The following is a 16881-nucleotide window of genomic DNA, read 5'->3' on the forward strand; positions in this document are numbered from 1 at the left end:
TCCCTTACTGAACTGTATTTATCACCTTGATTGAATGATGGGCGGGGGTAGACATCAAGCAGTTATTTCTACAACCATTTCAATTTCTACAGATGTGCCACCCGGCAATGAAGCAACTCCTAACGCTGCTCTTGCATGAGGCTTATCTTCACCGAAAATATCATTTAATAAGTTTGAAGCAGCATTGATCACACGTGGCTGCTCTGTGAAATCAGGCAATGAAGCGACATATCCATTCATTTTTACAACTCTTTTCACACGTTCTAAGTTTCCAAGCATCTCTTTCATGACAGCCAACAAGTTCAGCGTACAAATTCTTGCCGCTTCCTCTGCTTCCTCAATAGAGATTGTTGATCCTACCGTTCCTAAATATTTCATTTCTCCATCTACCATTGGAGTCTGGCCTGATAAATATAATAGATTGTCTACTATGACACCATTTGCAAAAGGAAGGTTTGATTTTGCTAGCGTTGGTAATTGAATATTTAAATCTGCTAATTTCTTTTCGTAGTTCATCTGAATGTTCCCTCACTTTTTTATTAATATATTTACGTGCATATTATTGGTTATAGGATACAAACTTTCCGTATCCAGGTTTCACTTCAATTGAATGATTACTATAAACAACAGATCCTCGTACAATTGTCTTCATCACTTTTCCACGAAATTTTCTTTTATGGTAAGGGGAAAATTCTGATTTCACTTTTGACAAGGAGTTCGTTGCATCATAGACCCACTCATGATTCAAATCAACAATTGTTAAATCAGCATCTGAACCAATGCGAATCGTTCCTTTTTTTGGATATAAACCAAATATTTTGGCGGCATTTGTAGAAGTGAGCTTCGCAATTGTTTCAAGCTTAATATTACGTTTGTGATATCCCTCGCTTATCATTACAGGAAGAATAAGTTCAATCCCACCGAATCCAGATGGAGCATCCCAAAAATTAGAGTGTCCTTTTGTTTTTTCTTCGTCCGTATAAGGACCATGATCAGAGCCTATGCAATCAATTTCCTCTTCCCTAATGTTGTTCCACAAACCTTCAACGGCCTCTTTTGACCGTAAGGGAGGATTACATTTGATAAATGCCCCGTGCTTTGATAAATAGGACTGGTCAAATAACAAATAATGATGACAGGTTTCACTATAAACCTGTACATTTTTTCTTCTTTTTGCTTGATTTACCATCTCAATCCCTTCTGGTAAAGACATATGTACCACATATAGCCGGCATCCAGTTTTTTCAGCAAATAGAATCGCCTTCTGAACTGATTCCAACTCAGCAACTTCAGGTCTTGCGTCTGCATGATGCAGAGGATCTGTTAGATTAGCCTCTTTATATTCTTTTGACATTTTAAATGTGATATCAGCGTTTTCCGCATGAACACCGACTAAACCATTAAATTCAGAAATCTTTGTCATAGCTTTCCATAATTCGAAATCAGGAGCATGCGGATAGCTTTTGGAAGCATAGGACATAAAAGCTTTATGTCCAACAACGCCTAATCGGTGCAGTTCTTCTAAGTCATCAATCGAAGATGGAATCAGTCCACCCCAAAGGGCGAAATCCACAACGGAATGATCACTAGCAATTGCATACTTTAAATTGAATGATTCTTCATCTACTACAGGTGGGACACTAAGCGGCATTTCAATTAGCGTAGTCACTCCACCAGCCGCAGCTGCCGCGCTTCCTTCTTTGAACCCTTCTCTGTATTCAAAAAAACCAGGCTCCCAGAGATGAACATGGGGATCAATCAAACCCGGAAAAATAGTCTTTCCCTCACAGTAGATCGTTTCTTGAGAGGATAAATCCACTTCGGGATCAACGATCGCTTTGATCTTCCCTTCTTTTATTCCAATGCTGGCTTCAAGTATGCCCTCTTCGAAAACAACATTTCCCCCGGTAATCACAAGGTCAAAAACTTGGTCATGCTCCATATAAAACCAGCCTCCTTCATTTGAATTTTTCCAATAATGGACTAGCTTAACATCCTTAACGCTGTTAAAGCATAGATCTTTGTCGCCTCCACTAATTGCTTAATAGATACTCGTTCATTAGTAGAATGCCCAACAGCCGGATCACTTGGTCCAAAATGAGCGATTGGAATACCCTTTCCTGAAAAAAGTCTGCCGTCACTTCCTTGACGATATCCTGTGAGTTCTGTTTTATTGCCCGTTATTTCTTTAGCTGAGCCTAGTAACGTTTGCACTAACGGTTCATTAATATCTGTGTCTACAGGCGCTCCTGCATCCCAATTAATTGATACTTCCCATTCAAATTCCCCTGTTTCAATAGCTAACTTTTTTAGTAAATCTTCTATTTCCTTGATAACTGTATCCTTTGTCTCTCCTGGAACATACCGCCGATCAATAAGTAATGTGCAAATTTCCGGAACCGCATTACTGTTTAAACCTGCATTTATTTTTGAAATGTTAATAGTGGAGTGAGGTAAGTATGGATGTGTACGCTCTTTTAAAAGTGGTACTAGCTGTGTTTCTACTAAATTTACAAACTGACTTGCTCTTACAATCGCATTATCACCCTCCCATGGCATAGCTCCATGAGCAGCTTTACCTTTAATTGTGACATCCAGCCACAGCATAGCCCTTTCAGCTACCGCAACTTTGTTATCTGTTTGTTCACCGATGAGAAGATAATCTGGATTTAAATAGCCAGCGTCTCTTAACCAATGAGTTCCTCTAAAGGCAGACGCCTCTTCGTCCGCCACCGGATTCACCATTAATGTTCCATTCAACTGCACACCGGCTCTTGCAATGGCAATTGTAGCCATTATCTGGGCAACCACAGAGCTTTTGTCATCGCCCGCGCCCCTTCCATAAATGTAACCGTCCTTCACAGCGCCAGAAAAAGGATCAAACTCCCATTTATCTGGATCCTCCACACTCACTGTATCGATGTGGGCATTTAACAATAGAACAGGTCTCTCTTTCCCTTCCAACTTTCCTAACACACTGGGAATATGGCTATTGTCGACACCGTCATCCCAAATAGATTTCACCTCATCTCCTGGATAGAGAAGTTCAGTTTCTATTCCTTCTTCTTTTAATTTCTTGTAACATGCATCAGCAACTTCTCTAGTGTCACCAGGTGGATAACTGCTCTTACATTGGATTAATTTTTGTAAGAAAGCCACCACTTCGTCCTCATTAATCTGATTAAGTACTTGTTCTTCTTGCTTATTCATCTATCGGCCTCTCCTTCTGTCACTTATTGTAAGCTCCTTTATCTTCTACGATTTTCTTACTGCGATATTGTTCTTCAATTGCATGGATGATTTCACTAAGATGTAAATTCATTAATTCCCCTGCTTTTTCAGGATCTTTATTTATTATTGCCTTTGCGATTTCACGATGCTGATAACCATATTCTTCACCCCTTTCTCTTGAAATTAAATCAACAATTTGCGATTCGAGCTTCAATTCTTCATAAATTAATATATCTAAGGAGGCAATTAAGAAACGATTCTTAGAAGCCAATGTTACTTTTCTATGAAAGTCTAAAGCAGGAGAAGTAGGATCATTATTTGCTCCTACGCAGCTTTCATGCTTCTGCATCGAAAGCTCAATCGCTTTCAGATCATTTTCATCCGCCCTTTCAGCTGCCAAGCGAGCCGATTCACATTCCAACACCTTTCTTGTTCGTAATAAATCAAGCAACTCCTCAAAGTTTTGAGGCTGAGCAGCCTCCATTAATTGCTTTTGTAAATGTTCACGTTCGACTTCTCTAGCGAGCTCTTTCACATAAGCAGCTCCTTGTGAAGTGATCACTCTCCCTTGACTTCCCTCTAATGTGGTGAATTTTTTGCTATCTAAGTTCTTTAGATACCTTCCTACCGTTGCTACGCTAACTTCTATTCCTTTCAGCTCCAGCATCACCTTTAAAACCCAGGAACCCACAGGCTCTTCTGAATGAAGTAAATATTTAAGTAATAAGTATTGTGCGGCCTCTTCTTTTTTTGAAAAGACATTCATTTCTAATAAATTTACTTCGTCATTAAAATTAACCATTTTAAACCCTCGCTTTTCTAAAACCAATTCATTATTTAATCATTTTCATTCACCTCCTCACTGATGAGTAGGCTAGCACAAAAAAATACTCTCTTCACACCTCATCACCTCATCATTGATGAGTAGGTAAGTTCATAATAGCGGATAGATATCTGAAAATCAATAATATTTTCAAAAAAAACATTTTTCAGAATTGATTAGGATCTTTAGGATAACATCTATACTACTTAGCTTTTCTTTCTCTTTCTATAAAAACGAGAGATTATCTGTCAGCTTTTCGGCAGTGTCGATAAATAATATTTAATATAGTACGCTTCCTGGTAATGTCGGCAACAAAAAAGCATGCGATTAGACTAAAATATTAACTATACTCTCTACTTTTGAGTCCTGAAACACTTGAAGGAGGTAATGATAAATATTGGAGCATATTTATTGAGAAAATGTGGTATGATAGCACATCTAACTAAAGTGGGTTAGAAAAACCTTGAGAATGAACGCTTGTTGCGATTGTAACTCTGCTAAGTCAATTCAAAAACCTGTTATAATGGATATTATTGGATATTGCAAACGGCGGTTTTGAAACCGCCGTCTGGGAGACGAGTAGATACGTCACCAATAATATGAAGCTAGGGGCGCCGTAGTTAACTGAAGAAGGGATAACCCTCCGTACAAGCCCAAGCAACATTACTAAAATTATTATTGACCGTGATCGTTATAAACAGAAAGATGGCTAAAAAATTGAGTTAGTGGAAATGTGTTTTTCAATGCAGGATGATGCTGTAAGCTAACGTACGGGCGCTCACCCCGGTTGCCCCCTTTGGCTGAAGCGGGCTCGGACACGATTGTAGGGCTGTCCCGCCAATATCAAGATGGACCCACGGCGTGCTGCCGGCGAATTCACCCAGAAAGAGTCCGTTGCCAATACTTTCCGCCTGCCGGCAAGGATAGCTCAGATCTGCCAGATCACTTGCCGCCAACAGCTGCCGGTATTGCTTCTCATTCGGCAGACACCACATTTTTTCCCCCGTGTGTTCAGCAGCCGCTTGTACGCGCTCCAGCAATACCGGGTGATTCGTCATCGCCCCGGTCATCACCTCGCCTGTAAATGAGCGGATTGTTCCGCCGAAGGAAGCAACATCAATCAGAGCCGTCGCCCCAAGCTGCTTGGCGTAGGTGATACCGTCGGCCAGCAGCAAGCCCTCTTCCGCTCCTTCATTTGCGATTTCAATTGTTTTCTCGCTTAATGTGCGAATCACATTGCCCTGCCTGATCGCCGGACTGCCCAATCTCCGTTCAGCCAGCGGCAGAACCGCCAGAATATTAGCCGCCGGCCGCACCGAGCCAATCATCTCCAACGCTGCCAGCACCGCTGCTGCGCCTGCCCGCTCCACGCTAGAGCCGTCAACGAGTCCGCCGCCAATCAAAGCGACTGTCTCCGCTGATGACGGGTTTCCTTGATAGGAAAGCGTGAGCAGCTTCACCGCTTCGTCACCCGCTCCGGCCGTGGCAACCATCGCTCCGAGCGCCAGCTTTTCCAATTCGGACCGTCCGAGCAGATCATATTGATACCGGTGCCGTTCCGCAATCCGCTGCGCCTCCTCGATGAAATCATCAATCGTCAGCAAATTGCCTGGCGCATTGGCAATCCGCCTCGCCAAATTGACACCTTCACCGAAACGAAAGCCCCGCTCCAGCTCCTGCTGCAACGAAGTCTCAGCCGTAATAAGCGTGATTGCTTCAAGATGGATGTCCCGTTCATTTGTTTTCGCTTTATAATCAATCCGTTCGTAAGCACTTAAGGCTACCGCTTCCCCTACAAGATAAGCCGCCCGCTCCATCGTCACCGTGGAAGGACAGAAGCTCTCAGCTACCAATGCCAAACGCTTGAGCTTATCGGTGCGGGCTTTTTTCACGGCTATCGCGACAGCTTCCTGAAACGACGATGCGGGATAATCGTCACGAGCTCCTAAGCCGATGATATATACTACCTCGGCCGGCTGCCGTGCGGAGGGGTAAAGCACCGTGCAGGCTCCCTGCTTTGCCGTTATTCGTCCTTTTCTCTTTAGCCCGGTCAGCTGTTCATACAACTGAGGTCCGATTTCATTGACGGCCGGGACGAATCCCTCTTTTTCGAACAAACCAATGACCAAAACTTCCTCGCTGCTACTTGACTCATACGTTTCGTTTATATAGAACAAGTTCCCTTCCCATCCTTTCTTTTCATTCAGCTCAAAAAACTGCTTTAAGCGCTAAGAATCTCCACTTACTTTATGATATAATGAATGTCACTCTTCCCCTAAGAATTTATCTTTATTTCTTAGTAGGATATCAAGGGGACTATGTCAAATGTTATGTGGGGTTAGATCGAAGGAACTATCCTTTGACATCCCTTTACTATACCTGACGCCAAACAGAAAGGACGTAATAACGACAATGGAGATACTCCACAACTTCCCTCTATGGGCGGCTCTTATCGCAATCGGGTTTGCCCAATTTGTGAAAGTCCCGCTAGCCTTCATCGCCACCAGAAAATTTGAATGGTCATTACTGACGAGCACCGGCGGAATGCCGAGTTCACATTCTGCTGCGGTAACAGCTCTTTCCACCGCTGTTGCGATTGAGGCAGGACTTGATTCAACTCTTTTTGCGATTTCGGCTGTTTTCGGCATTATTGTCATGTTTGATGCGACAGGCGTCAGACGTCACGCCGGCTACCACGCAACTGTTATTAATCAATTGGTTACTGATTTTAACAAGCTCGTCGAAGAAGTAAAATCATGGCCTAAAAAGGAAGATGTCGAAAAAAGAAAAGAGCTGAAAGAACTTCTCGGTCACCAACCGATTGAAGTGTTTTTCGGAGGGTTGCTTGGAATTGTAATAGCCATTATTCTTCATATTACCATTCATTAAAGGAGCGTCGGCATGAGACTGATATCAATTTGCCCGAGTAATACCGAATTGCTGGCTTATTTGGATTTAACCTCTCATTTGGTCGGAATTGATGACTATTCAGATTGGCCCCCACTGGAGCATCTCCCCCGTCTCGGACCTGATTTATCGATTCGCATCGATGAAGTGGAGGCGTTAAAACCGGACCTCGTGCTGGCCTCACTGAGCGTACCCGGAATGGAACGCAATATTGAGGAGCTTCAAAAACGAAATATCCCCCATGTCGTTTACCAGCCAAATTCCTTGGCAGACATTCATGATAATTTACTGCATCTCGGTTCCCTGACCGGCAAAGAAGCGGAAGCGAAAGCCGTCGGTGAAAAATTCCAGTCATTTATCCAGCTCTATGAGGAATATGCCAAAAACGTCCAGCCTGTCCGCCTCTACTGGGAATGGTGGCCGAAGCCTGTCTTCACCCCCGGGGGACTTAATTGGTTAACGGAAATCAGCTCCCTGGCCGGAGGAAGCAATGTTTATCAGCATGTTGACGTAGCTAGCGTGCAGACGGACTGGGACGATGTGTACAACCAACAGCCCGACCATATTTGTCTGGCGTGGGTCGGTGTAGCGACCGATAAAATGAAGCCCGAACTTCTTTCGAAGCGGCCGAACTGGCCTGAGCTTGAGGCCGTGCGCCTGAACCGCATCCACCTTCTCGAAGAAGCATTATTTTGCCGGCCTTCGCCGCGGCTACTGTTCGGCTTAAAAAAACTTGCCGCCATTCTTCACCCGCATATCTTTCCAGAAAATGATGAGCTTGATCCGTTACGATAAGCAAAATGATTCATTGAAGGGCGGAGCCGGCACAAAAAAGAATCGCCTCCAGAAAGCATTCTGCTACTGGCGGGCGATTCTGATTGCTTAATTCAATTGATTTCGAAACACCTGGACAGCTTCGTTTTCATTCAGAGCAAGCAACTCTTCCTCCGTCAATGTGCCGTCCCCTTTTTTCACAACATACACTTCAACTTCCCGCTTACCCCATTTTTCATAAACATCTTTCACCGAAGGATAATATAAGTCTATTTTATTCCCCTTAATCGCCGAACCAGTATCGGCGACTACGCCATAGCCATAGCCCGGAATAAACAAGACCGTACCGATCGGATAGACGCTCGGATCAGCAGCAATCGTCGAATAAAGGTCACGCTTTACCTGTACACCTGAGAATGTAATCCCGTAGCTCGGGTGACCAGGATGCTTTCCCGTTGATTCATAGCCTGCTGTATATCCGGTTGCCACAACTCGCTCGCTCGGATATTTTGACCAGTCAATCGCTTCCTCCAGCGTCACATCTTCCGCTTCGACAACTTCATAAGACATTGATTCCTCTGCTGTGTTCAAAAATGGAAGTGATTTCGCCTGCAACGTCACGACTTTGTGCATCGTATCTCTAGCTGTATGTAGCACCTCGGCTTCATTGAGTTTGTCCTGAAAAAACCATTCTTGAATCTCGGCCGCTTTCACGCCTGAGAATGTTTGAAATGTTGACATGAAGGCCAGCACGAATAATCCGAGCATACCCATTCTTTTGCCTAAACTTTTCAAATAAACCACTACTTTTCACTCCTCTCTTGGATTCATCCTCCCCAGAGAAAGCGTAAATTATACACAAAATTAAAAAAGCGACGCCCGGTCGCCTTCATAAAAAAAGGTTATTTGAACGCTGTCTCCCCGTTCAAATAACCTTTTTTCATCATATTAAAACATTTGATAGCCGCGCACGCGCAGCATTTTAATCACAATTCCAGCAATGATTGCGCCAACAAAGCCGCTTGATAAGATGAGAATATCAACGATCTGCAAAGCGGCCAGGTCAGCTCCAAGCCTCGGAAACGCCGCTCCCGGTGCAGTGAAATACTCCATGATACCCACATTATCGACAATCAGAATCACAATAATTGGATAAATAAACGCCATAATCCACGTAGACCGTAAAACCATATTTAAAAGAAATCCAATTCCAAAAAACAAAATGAGAAAAAGGACCATTGAAATTAATAATTGCGGCAAAAACATTTGCTCCACCCCCGTGTCCTTTATTAGTTTACTGAACGAGCTGCCGGCAAGTCAACTTAATGTCTTGACATCTTTGTGGCGGTTTACAGCTGGCGGGAGGGCCAACGTTCACTTAACAGAAAAGGATGCCTCTCTGGCTACTGACAGCCGGGAGGCATCCTCCTTTATTCCGTGACCGTTTTTAGAAAGGACTCTTTCCTTTTTTCAAGACAAGACCAGGTCCGCCTAAAAGGAAGAGATAACGATTATCGATCATCTTCTTCATGAAGTTCGCAGAAGAACCGAACAGCTTACGTGTGCCGACGACACCGATCGCTTCTTTTCCGCCAAGGGACGCAACCGTACCTTTAATGTCCGGCTTAAACGTTTTCAACGGATCATTTTTGATCAGTGCTTTAATGTTATGCGCGCACACCTCTGCCATCTGCATCGCAATTTGTGCTGTCGGCGGGTACGGACGGTTGATTTCTTCGTTGATTAGCAGCGCACAGTCACCGATAACAAAAACATCCTCATAGCCAGGCGCGCGTAGGTCAGGCTCAACCTTAATCCGGCCACGCATCGCTTCAAACCCTGATTTTTCAATAATGGAGCTGCCGCGCACTCCAGTCGCCCAAACGACTGTTTCCGCTTTGATTTCATCTCCGTTGGCCAGGCTGACACCTGTTTCCGTCACTTCCTTGATCGGGCAGTTGATTTTGAATTCAACCCCGCGGCTTTCAAGAAGGTTCATCGCATACTCCACAAGCTCCGGATCGAAGCCTGGTAAGGCTGTAGGCGCAGCTTCAATCACATAGAGCTTCACCTTTTCACGTGGAATATCATAGTGCTCACACAGTTCCGGTACACGCTCAGAAAGCTCTCCGATAAATTCAATTCCTGTAAATCCTGCCCCTGCGACAACAAATGTCAGCAGCTCGTCCTTCTTCTCTGCAGTATTATTATACTTCGCAAACATGTACTCAATATGCTCTTTCACTTCACGGGCGCCGTTCACGGTCCATTTGCTGAAAGCATATTCGTGAACACCTGGAACTCCGAAGGTTTCCGCTTCAGAACCTAAGCCGACAACCAGATAGTCATATTCAAGCTCGCCGTTTTCAAGCACAACTTTTTTATCAGCGGCTTTAATTTCGACCACGATGTCTTGAACAAACTTAATTTTATTAAGGTCAAGCACACTGGCAATCGGCATCCGTGTTCTTTCCGGTGACAAAGTACCGGCAGCCGGCTCATGCAGCCATGTTGTCTGGTAATGATAATCATGCTTGTTCACTAACGTAATGTTTGCTTCGTTATGCCCCAGAAGCTTAGACAGGCGAGTCGCTGTAATCATTCCGCCATACCCAGCGCCAAGAATAACAATATTTGGCTTTTTCAAACTAATCACTTCCGTTTCTAATTTTTTCCATGCTCGAACAACATTGTGATCATTTTCACGAACTAATACAGAAAAAGAGACAATAATGACATAAGATCGTAAACTAGTCACAAAATACATCTTTTATAATATGACTTTTCTCGGCTTTTTTCAACTATATTTTTAAAATCTTATCGACTTCCTTTGCAAACAGCAGTATTCCCGTTTCTCTTTATTTTATCATAATGTAACCGCAATCAACAGCAAAGCTTTTACTTTCCTGAAACCGCTTTTAAAAAAGCCCTTTCCTTTCTTTTCCGTTTAAATATGCGTATAATTGTCAATAAGAAAAGCGACCCTGTCGCCTTCTTATTCTTTTCCGGGAGTGATTGTCAGATGACGAATACCGAGAATATGTATGACATTACGATTATTGGTGGCGGTCCGACTGGACTGTTTGCCGCTTTCTATGCGGGAATGCGCCAGGCGAAAGTCAAAATCATTGAAAGTATGCCTCAGCTTGGTGGACAGCTTTCCGCCCTTTATCCAGAAAAATACATCTATGACGTTGCCGGTTTTCCGAAAGTGAAAGCCCAGGATTTGGTAAATAATCTCGAAGCCCAGGCTCAGCAATTCTCACCAACAATTGTGCTTGAACAGTCGGTACAGGAATTGAGTCAGCAGGAGGACGACAGTTACATAATTACGACAGACAAGGAAGCGCATTACACGAAGGCCGTGATTATCACCGCCGGTGCCGGTGCCTTTCAGCCACGCCGTCTTGAAGTCGAAAAGGCCGACCACTACGAAGGGAAGAACCTGCACTATTTCGTCAAGGACCTCAGTATCTTTACTGGAAAAAAAGTACTGATTTCCGGTGGCGGTGATTCCGCGGTCGACTGGTCGCTGATGCTTGAACCGATTGCAAAAGAAGTGACCCTGATCCACCGCCGTGACAAATTCCGTGCTCACGAACATAGTGTGGAGCTGTTAAAGCAATCAAGCGTCAACATTCTTACCCCATTTGAAATTAAAGAGTTACACGGCAGCGACGAGGCGATTGAGCAAGTCGTCATCCAGGAAATTAAAGGTGATACAGCAAAAACGATCGAAGTCGATGATGTCATCGTCAATTTCGGCTTTGTTTCCTCACTCGGGCCAATCAAGCAGTGGGGGCTTGAAATCGAACGGAACTCGATTATCGTCAATACAAAAATGGAAACAAACCTCAAGGGTGTGTACGCCGCCGGCGATGTCTGTACGTACGACGGCAAGGTGAAATTAATTGCGACCGGCTTCGGGGAAGCCCCAACCGCCGTTAACAACGCCAAAGCGTACGTCGATCCAAACGCCAAAGTCTTTCCCGGTCACAGCACAAGTTTGTTTTAAAAGATATGGACAAAAAAAGGTTTTTTACCTTTTTTTGTCCATACCCCTAAGCAATGGGCGGAACCGCCACGATCTTTTAAGTCCTCATTCCTCAATAATATTAACTAACATATCAGCATTGAGTTCACCCAAAAATCTTTCCTTCACTTCATCTATTATGAATGTTTCAGGCATATCAATGACTTTATATAAAGTTGAAACTTCATCCTCAGTATCAAATAGGACCTACAGGTTTATTTGATGTTCTTTTACAAATTCTTCAGGAGCTGTAACGGTTCGTTCAGTTAATGTACGGTTAACGGCTACTACAACAACATTTCTAAGTTAAGTTTAGCTTACCATTTTAAAAATGGAAACATCCAAGATTACCTTCAGTTCTGTGGCACAGATACACTGAGTTTTTAATGCCTCACTGTAACTTTCCGGCAGGGTGGACATAACGAAAGTGGAAACTGCAATACAGAACAAAGCACCGACGTAGCGGATGAACTAGACGTAGACTCCTGCGGGAGGAGGCTCACCAGCTTCCCGCGGAAAGCGAAGTTTATTTCAGGAGTGGTGGCAGGTACAACGCTGTCGTTTGTACGGAATTCATGTAGGTAAAGCTGCTTTGATCCCGATCATTTTCTTTTTACAAAAAAAAGTCTCAAAAGGTCTGTTGCAGCCTTTTAAGACTTTTCTCTTTTTTAACATTCTTCCGGTGTTCCGGCGTGAGCCGCTGTGCGGAATGATGAACCGCAGCCGCATGAAGCGATCGCGTTAGGGTTATCAATCGTAAAGCCTCCGCCCATCATGTTTTGTTTATAATCAATCACGATATCTTTAACAATCGGTGCGCTTTCCTTATCAATCAGCACAGTCAGCCCATTGATGTCCAGCTTAGTATCATCTTCGTTCTGTTCTGTGTCAAAGCCCATTCCATAGGAAAGCCCGGAACATCCGCCACCTTTGACACCGACGCGCAGCATCAAGCCTTGCTCTTCTTCCGCTTCCATCATATCCTTAATCTGGCTGACGGCCGCATCAGTTAACGTAATCATGACATCATCCCTCCTGTTATCATTCTTACGTCTAAGTATACTCCTTCGTGCATCCAAGCTCAAGGATGCTGCTTTTTTTCCGCCTTACAGCCTTTCATAAACAGGTTGCGACCATATAAAGGGCTGGGGTTGATTTAATTTCAGCATTTTATTATGAGCACGATCTAATTCCTGACTATATCGTAGTACGAGAGGATGAGACATGCCATATTGCTTGGCAGCGCTAACCATTTTACCTCGTAGTTCTTCGATTCTTTCCTTACAAACCTCCTCGGCTAAAGCATGGTTCATCCAAATCACCTCTCCATCCAATAGTCAAAATTATCAGAAAGATTAATCAGTCACTGCAAATAATTTCAAATGATTTACTTAAGTTTACAAAATAACCATATAGAACGCAACTGACAAACGCAAAAAACAGGCGGTTTTAAAGGTTTTTTTATATTTTCACTTCTTTTTTTACAGTGACTGGCATTTCCAAGTATACTCCCTTTCTTTTTCCTGCTTTATTCTGATAGTATAATAGTATAATAGGAGGGTCACACGAAAGAAAAATCATTCAGTTTCAACAAATGGGGGAGAATGTACTCTCTGTAATGACGAAACGGAGGAGCAAACAGATGGAAACGATTTTAACCGATAGAGGACTTGCCGCCATTGCCACTAAAATTGCCGATGGAGAACGTCTGACGATCGAGGATGGCTTATACCTTTACGAGACGCCTGACCTTTTAGGAGTCGCCCAGCTGGCGAACCAGGTCAACCTAAAAAAGAATGGCAACCACGTTTATTTTATTCAAAATATGTATATTAACCCGACAAATGTTTGTGAAGCGAACTGTGGCTTCTGCGGCTTTAAGCGCAAGCCGGGACAAGAGGGAGCTTACACAATGGACGAAACAGCCCTTCTTGAATATGTCGAGAAAAGATGGAATGATAATATTCGTGAATTCCATATTGTCGGAGGGCATAACACAGAAGTCCCATTTGATTATTATTTAGATACGATCCGGACGTTAAAGAAGCACTATCCGCAAGTAACCGTTAAAGCATACACCGGGGCGGAAATCGAGTTTTTCTCCCGTCTTTCCGGTTTGACAATGAAGGAAGTTCTGCAGGAACTGATCAAAGCCGGACTTGATACACTGCCTGGTGGCGGGGCGGAAATTTTAACGGAGCGTTATCGGGCAAAGATGAGCCCGGACAAAGCATCAACCGATCAGTGGCTGGAAGCCCATGAAATTGCCCACGGTCTTGGCTTAAAAACGCATGCGACGATGCTTTACGGGTCGATCGAATCGAAGGAAGAGCGCCTGATCCATATGGATCGTTTGCGTCAGCTCCAGGACCGGACGAACGGGTTTATGGTCTTTATTCCGCTTGCGATGCAGCCAAGAAAGGTTGAGGCGGGCATTAAGCGTCGGACATCAGCCTATGATGATATGAGAACACTGGCTATCAGCCGTCTGATGCTTGATAACTTTGATCATATTAAAGCCTATTGGATTAATATCGGCGTTCAGCTGACACAAATGGCCTTAACTTTCGGCTCAAGCGACATTCATGGAACATTGATTGAAGAACGGATTTCCCACTCAGTCGGTGCCCTCACCTCTCAAGGGATTACCCGTGATGAGCTGATCCACTTAATTAAAAGTGCCGGTAAAATTCCGGTCGAACGCGACACGTTCTACAACGTTGTAAAAGTTTATCAATAAACATTTACAGCGAATGGGGCTGGGACAAAAGGTTGTTTTTTTACCCTTTTGCCCAGCCCCTAAGCAATGAGCGGAACCGCCACGATCTTTTAAAGCCCGTTGTGAGAAACCCACTCACAACGGGCTTGTGGCGTGTGAAGCCATTGCCAGTAGATCCAAAGCTAATTTTGTCTCAAGCTCATTTTTCAATCCATAATAAGACGATTTGAATTATGGTGGAATGTAGAGAAAAATACTTGACTAAGCAAAAGAAGAGGACTGGAAAAAAGGTCTTTTCGCCTTTTCCCAGCCCCTCTATCTGTTGTAAACTCCTTCGCAAATCACTTCGGCTCCGCCTGTCATCAGGACGTGGCCGTCTTCGCGCCAATTAATAATTAAATCGCCGCCAAGCAGATGAACTGTCACGTCTTCCCCTTTGTTAGAAAAGCCGTTTAATACGGAAGCCACGACAGCGGCGCAGGCGCCTGTGCCACATGCTTGTGTAATTCCCGATCCGCGTTCCCAGACGCGAAAATGCAGCTCGGTCGGGGAAATGACTTCAACAAATTCAACATTGACCCATTCCGGAAACCTGGGGTCCTTTTCCATTTTTGGTCCTACCGTCTCAACAGGCGCCTTGTCTATCTTGTCAACGAACATTACAGCATGTGGATTTCCCATCGAAACAGCTGTTACATTCCATTCAGCGCCATCAAGAGCAAAAGGCTCGGCGACGACTTGATCCGCAGCTCCTCCGAGCATCGGGATCGCCTCTCTTGCTAAAATCGGCTCCCCCATATCGACAGTGACGCGCTCGACCTGTTCTCCGCTCAATTCTACAGTCGCTTCGACAAAGCCCGCCAACGTTTCAATCTGGAACGTTTTCTCCTTGACATAGCCATGCTCATAGGCAAATTTGGCGACACAGCGCAGCCCGTTGCCACAGTTTTTCGCTTCTGAGCCGTCATTATTGAAGATCCGCATTTTAACAGGAGCTTGTTCTGATGGACAAACTAAAATTAAGCCGTCCGAGCCGATTCCCTTATGCTGGTCCGCTACTTGAACCGCGAGCTCCGGCAGGTCTTCCTCGTTTAATTGTTCCTTAAACATATCGACATAAATATAGCTATTCCCCAAACCATGCATCTTCGTGAACTGCACTTATCTTTCATCCTTCCGTAACGGCTTATTTGTCCAGAAATAATCCTGATCTGCTTCAAGGATTGTTAATCTGCCACGGCAGCAAGGAAGGTTGACAGAGGTTTTAATTCCTTCCAGCGCCTGATTCAATTCAGTTTTTTTCATATTGAGCAGGACATTCTCTTGTCCACAAAATGGACAGGACTGAAAATAAATATCGTCGAATTGCCGCTCATATGGCCACGTATGGCTAAACGGGATGACATCCATACCGCTGGAACCCCCCTTCTGTTTCATTCCTTAAAACATTGGATTTTCTTCCAAAAACGTATATATATTTTCCAGCAATTCCTCGTTTGTTTCACCAGATACATACTCTCCATTGACGAGAGCAAATGGTTCAAAGGCACAATTTCCGCAATTGCTTAAACAGCCGTACTCGATAATATCCAGATTGGGATCTTTTTCAAGTTCTTCCATTACCTTTTGTGTGCCACTGGCTAAGTTACTTAAACAAAATTCGATAATTGGTCTCATCGTTTCACCTCGTTACTCTCCCCTTTATGCTACCCGCGTGTCCGGGAGAAGTCAATCGTCGCGTTCCTCCAAAAAAAATTCACAAAATTGTTGTGGTTTTAGACATTCCTCGTTATAATCGGAACTGACCAAGGTCATTTTTATTAAGGAGCTACTTTTTATGACCGAACGAGCGAAAAAAGAACAGACGAAAAAAAGGATTGAGACGGCTGCGTTGGCATTATTTCAGGAGAAGGGCTATTCTCGCACGACTGTGCAGGAGATTACCAATGCCGCAAAAGTAGCAAAAGGGACGTTCTTTAACTACTTCCCGACAAAGGATTCCATTATGCAGTCACTGGCTACCGAACGGCTCCACTCGGTAATCCCTTATGTGAGACAGCCTCACCTGAGGAACAGACCTTTATCTGTTCGCTTACGCTCCTATTTACAGTATATTTTGGATGATTACGATCAGTATCCTGCGTTAACAATTGAAATGTGGAATCATGTTCTTAAGGAAGAGTCCTTACTCTTTTCCCATTGGGAGGAACTGCTTCAAACGGCAAAAGCGCAAGGCGAAATTGCGCTGTCTGTCCCCATCGACACCTGGAGCCATATTATTCACAGTTTGATTTCTCATGGCATCCACACCTTCGCAACTGAACCATCTAAGAAACGGCTGCTTGCAAATGTGATGACTTTGGTCGAAGCCAGTTTAGATGCAATCATTGAAAA

General features: G+C 44.0%; 17 protein-coding genes and 1 pseudogene. 5 read left to right on the forward strand and 13 right to left on the reverse strand.

Translation table 11 applies throughout. The features are described 5' to 3' along the window. Positions 1-54: 54 nt before the first annotated feature. From M3212_RS06515 to M3212_RS06535, 5 genes are all read right to left on the reverse strand, one after another. Positions 55-516: a RidA family protein gene (locus tag M3212_RS06515; RefSeq protein WP_251193155.1), complete on the reverse strand. Its 462-nt coding sequence runs from the start codon at positions 514-516 to the stop codon at positions 55-57. 43 nt (positions 517-559) lie between these two features. Beyond that, positions 560-1942, reverse strand: a complete 1383-nt coding sequence (gene allB, locus M3212_RS06520; RefSeq protein ID WP_251193156.1) for an allantoinase AllB — start codon at positions 1940-1942, stop codon at positions 560-562. A gap of 41 nt (positions 1943-1983) precedes the next feature. Continuing rightward, positions 1984-3210 (reverse strand): M20 family metallopeptidase, encoded by a 1227-nt coding sequence (locus tag M3212_RS06525; RefSeq protein ID WP_251193157.1) that lies wholly within the window; start codon positions 3208-3210, stop codon positions 1984-1986. A 19-nt stretch (positions 3211-3229) separates the two neighbouring features. Then, on the reverse strand, positions 3230-4033 hold the full coding sequence (locus M3212_RS06530) for an FCD domain-containing protein (RefSeq protein WP_251193158.1): 804 nt from the start codon (positions 4031-4033) through the stop codon (positions 3230-3232). Between the two features lie 761 nt (positions 4034-4794). After that, positions 4795-6231 (reverse strand): leucyl aminopeptidase family protein, encoded by a 1437-nt coding sequence (locus M3212_RS06535; protein ID WP_251193159.1) that lies wholly within the window; start codon positions 6229-6231, stop codon positions 4795-4797. Positions 6232-6466: 235 nt separating this feature from the next. On the opposite strand from M3212_RS06535, the gene M3212_RS06540 reads away from it, so the two are divergent. Beyond that, a complete protein-coding gene (locus M3212_RS06540; protein WP_251193160.1) occupies positions 6467-6943 on the forward strand; it encodes a divergent PAP2 family protein in 477 nt (158 codons plus the stop codon). A gap of 12 nt (positions 6944-6955) precedes the next feature. After that, positions 6956-7756: a cobalamin-binding protein gene (locus tag M3212_RS06545; RefSeq protein ID WP_251193161.1), complete on the forward strand. Its 801-nt coding sequence runs from the start codon at positions 6956-6958 to the stop codon at positions 7754-7756. Between the two features lie 87 nt (positions 7757-7843). Here M3212_RS06545 and M3212_RS06550 read toward each other — a convergent pair whose 3' ends face one another. From M3212_RS06550 to M3212_RS06560, 3 genes are all read right to left on the reverse strand, one after another. Further along, positions 7844-8509 (reverse strand): 3D domain-containing protein, encoded by a 666-nt coding sequence (locus M3212_RS06550; RefSeq protein WP_251193380.1) that lies wholly within the window; start codon positions 8507-8509, stop codon positions 7844-7846. A gap of 174 nt (positions 8510-8683) precedes the next feature. Next, positions 8684-9001 (reverse strand): YuiB family protein, encoded by a 318-nt coding sequence (locus M3212_RS06555; RefSeq protein ID WP_251193381.1) that lies wholly within the window; start codon positions 8999-9001, stop codon positions 8684-8686. A 181-nt stretch (positions 9002-9182) separates the two neighbouring features. Next, complete coding sequence (locus tag M3212_RS06560) at positions 9183-10382, reverse strand: NAD(P)/FAD-dependent oxidoreductase (protein ID WP_251193382.1); 1200 nt, start codon at positions 10380-10382, stop codon at positions 9183-9185. A gap of 375 nt (positions 10383-10757) precedes the next feature. On the opposite strand from M3212_RS06560, the gene M3212_RS06565 reads away from it, so the two are divergent. Continuing rightward, complete coding sequence (locus M3212_RS06565; RefSeq protein WP_251193162.1) at positions 10758-11750, forward strand: NAD(P)/FAD-dependent oxidoreductase; 993 nt, start codon at positions 10758-10760, stop codon at positions 11748-11750. A gap of 686 nt (positions 11751-12436) precedes the next feature. Here the strand turns inward: M3212_RS06565 and M3212_RS06570 are convergent. Both M3212_RS06570 and M3212_RS06575 read right to left on the reverse strand, forming a co-directional pair. Continuing rightward, entirely contained in the window at positions 12437-12790 is a 354-nt protein-coding gene (locus tag M3212_RS06570) for a HesB/IscA family protein (RefSeq protein WP_251193163.1), read from the reverse strand. 84 nt (positions 12791-12874) lie between these two features. Beyond that, positions 12875-13081 carry an aspartyl-phosphate phosphatase Spo0E family protein gene (locus M3212_RS06575; RefSeq protein ID WP_251193164.1) on the reverse strand — a complete coding sequence of 69 codons (207 nt, stop codon included), beginning with the start codon at positions 13079-13081 and terminating at the stop codon, positions 12875-12877. A gap of 329 nt (positions 13082-13410) precedes the next feature. Here M3212_RS06575 and mqnE point away from each other — a divergent pair, with 329 nt between their 5' ends. Continuing rightward, positions 13411-14508 carry an aminofutalosine synthase MqnE gene (gene mqnE / locus M3212_RS06580; protein ID WP_251193165.1) on the forward strand — a complete coding sequence of 366 codons (1098 nt, stop codon included), beginning with the start codon at positions 13411-13413 and terminating at the stop codon, positions 14506-14508. Positions 14509-14802: 294 nt separating this feature from the next. Here mqnE and dapF read toward each other — a convergent pair whose 3' ends face one another. From dapF to M3212_RS06595, 3 genes are read right to left on the reverse strand one after another with little or no spacing between them, the layout of a single operon-like run. Further along, positions 14803-15633: a diaminopimelate epimerase gene (gene dapF, locus M3212_RS06585; RefSeq protein WP_251193383.1), complete on the reverse strand. Its 831-nt coding sequence runs from the start codon at positions 15631-15633 to the stop codon at positions 14803-14805. A gap of 15 nt (positions 15634-15648) precedes the next feature. Next, complete coding sequence (locus tag M3212_RS06590; RefSeq protein WP_251193166.1) at positions 15649-15897, reverse strand: hypothetical protein; 249 nt, start codon at positions 15895-15897, stop codon at positions 15649-15651. 30 nt (positions 15898-15927) lie between these two features. Continuing rightward, positions 15928-16164, reverse strand: a complete 237-nt coding sequence (locus tag M3212_RS06595; RefSeq protein WP_251193167.1) for a YuzB family protein — start codon at positions 16162-16164, stop codon at positions 15928-15930. A 160-nt stretch (positions 16165-16324) separates the two neighbouring features. On the opposite strand from M3212_RS06595, the pseudogene M3212_RS22245 reads away from it, so the two are divergent. Next, positions 16325-16486 (forward strand): annotated as a pseudogene (locus M3212_RS22245) (TetR/AcrR family transcriptional regulator); the annotation flags it as partial. Positions 16487-16881 lie beyond the last annotated feature (395 nt).

This window comes from Halalkalibacter oceani, from assembly GCF_023715705.1.
GTDB classification, from domain to species: domain Bacteria; phylum Bacillota; class Bacilli; order Bacillales; family Bacillaceae_D; genus Halalkalibacter; species Halalkalibacter oceani_A.